The 2283-nt window shown below is 74.0% G+C and carries 1 protein-coding gene; it reads right to left on the bottom strand.

Annotated features, from left to right (window positions below; translation table 11 throughout):
- Window positions 1-31: 31 nt before the first annotated feature.
- Window positions 32-2283: SDR family NAD(P)-dependent oxidoreductase (locus ACFQ4O_RS17010; RefSeq protein ID WP_378777493.1), on the bottom strand; the 2252-nt coding region annotated here is incomplete at its 5' end.

Below are 2283 nucleotides of genomic sequence, written 5' to 3'. Positions count from 1 at the left end.
GACAGGCCGCCCAGTCCCCGGCCGCGACCGCTCATGCGCCCGCCCGCCCGAGAGCCGCCCGCCGCTCCTCCACCGCCGCGCCGAAGGCGGCGAGGTCGTCCTCGCCCACGTCGTCGGCGATGTGGCGCTGGGCGAGATCGGCGTTGACCGCGCCCGCCTCGGCGCCGGCGTCCGGATCGTGGATGCGGGCCACCACCGACTGGGCGATGGTGATCAGCGTGGTGCTGTCGCCGATCGCCACCAGCGGCAGCTCCACGTCGAAGCGGCGCTCCACGCTCATGCGCAGCTCAAGGCCCATCAGCGAGTCCATGCCGAGCTCGGCCAGCGGCCGCTGCGGCGAGATCTCCTTGGCGGGCAGCTTCAGGATGCGCGCCACCTCGCCGGCGAGGATCTCCGCCACGATGTCGCGGGCCTCGCGGGCGTCCTTGCCGCGCACCAGCGCCGCGAGGTCGATCTGCTCCACGGAATCCTGCGGCCCCATCTCGGCCCCGGCCAGAACCTCGGCGAAGGTCGGCGCCGCGAGATAGGCGAGGTCGCGCCGCGCCGCCGCCCAGTCGAGCGGGGCGATGGTGACGACCGCGGTCTCGGGCCGGGCGTCGCCCTGCGCCAGCACGGTTCCGAGCCCGGCCAGCGCCTCGGCGCCGGACAGCGTGGCGTGGCCGAGCCGGCGCTGGATCTTCTCCTTCACCTCGCCGGTGCGGGCGAGATAGCCCACGTCGCCGAGCGCGCCCCAGGCGATGGCGAGGCCCGGCAGCCCCGCGCGGCAGCGGTTGCGGACCAGCGCCTCCAGCCAGGAGTTGGCCGCGACGTAGTTCGCCTGCCCCGGATTGCCGATCACGGTGGTGGCGGAGGAATAGACCACGAACTGCCGGACAGGGTCGCTCCGCGTCAGCCGGTCGAGCGCCTTGGCGCCGTCGATCTTGGGGCGGAGCGCCTTCGCGAAGCGGTCGGCGTCGAGATTGGCGAGCAGCGCGTCCTCGAGCACCATGGCCACGTGCCAGACGCCGCCGATCGGCCCGAGCGCGGTCCGCGTCTCGTCGAGCGCCCCGGCCAGCGCCGCCTCGTCGGCGGCGTCGCAGGCGAAGACCTTGACGGTTGCGCCCGCATTTTCGAGCCGTTTCACGCCGGCGGCCGCCGCGGGCGAGGCCGCGCCGGACCGGCCGATCAGCGCGAGGCGGGTCGCGCCGTTCGCCACCAGCCATTCGGCGGTGGCGAGGCCGAAGCCGCCGAGGCCGCCCACCAGCACATGCACGCCCTCCGCCGCGCGGAAGGCGGGCGCCTTGGCGGGCAGGTCCGCCGGGCTCGCCGGGCGCACCACGATCTTGCCCACATGGCCGGACTGCTGCATCAGCCGGAACGCGTCGCTGACCTCGTGTCCCGCGAAGGCGCGGTAGGGCAGCGGCGCGAACACGCCCTTGGCGAACAGCGCCAGGATGTCCCGGAACAGCCGGCGGCCGAGCTCCGGCCGGTGGATCAGCAACTGGTCGGCGTCGATGCCGAAATAGGACACGTTGCGCCGGAACGGGCGCAGGCCGAGCCGGCTGTTGGCGTAGTAGTCGCGCTTGCCGAGCTCCAGGAAGCGGCCGAACGGCTTCAGCACGCCGACGCTGCGCTCCATGGCCTCGCCGAACAGCGAGTTCAGCACCACGTCCACGCCCTCGCCGCCGGTAAGACGCTTCACCTCGTCGGCGAACTCCAGCGAGCGGCTCGACAGCACATGGGTCGCGCCGAGCGTGGTCAGCAGGTCGCGCTTCTCGTCGGAGCCGGCGGTGGCGATGACCTTGGCGCCCTTCCACAGCGCGATCTGCAGCGCCGCGAGGCCGACGCCGCCGGCGCCGCCATGGATCAGCACCCATTCGCCGCGGCGGATGCGGGCGAGCTCCACGAACGCGTAATAGGCGGTGAGGAAGCAGACCGGGATCGTGGCGCCTTCCTCGAAGGAGACGCCCTCGGGCAGCGGCGCCACCGCGATCTCGGGCACCGTCACGTGGCTCGCGAAGGCGCCGGACGCGAAGGCGACGACCCGGTCGCCGGGCGCGAGATGAGACACGCCCTCGCCCGTGGCCGTGACCACGCCGGTGCATTCGATGCCGAGGCCGGGGCCGGCGAAGCCATCCTCCAGCGCCTCTTCCGGCAGCAGGCCGAGCGCCCACATCACGTCGCGGAAGTTGAGGCCGACCGCCTCCACCGCGATCGCCACCTCGCCGGCGCCCGGCGCTCGGCGGGGCGCGGCCGTCCAGGCTACGTCGTCGAGGCCGCCCTCGCGGCCGGTCTCCAGCGCGG

The organism is Methylopila musalis (assembly GCF_042679725.1).
GTDB lineage: Bacteria > Pseudomonadota > Alphaproteobacteria > Rhizobiales > Methylopilaceae > Methylopila > Methylopila musalis.
This window is presented reverse-complemented; position numbering and strand designations above follow the sequence as displayed.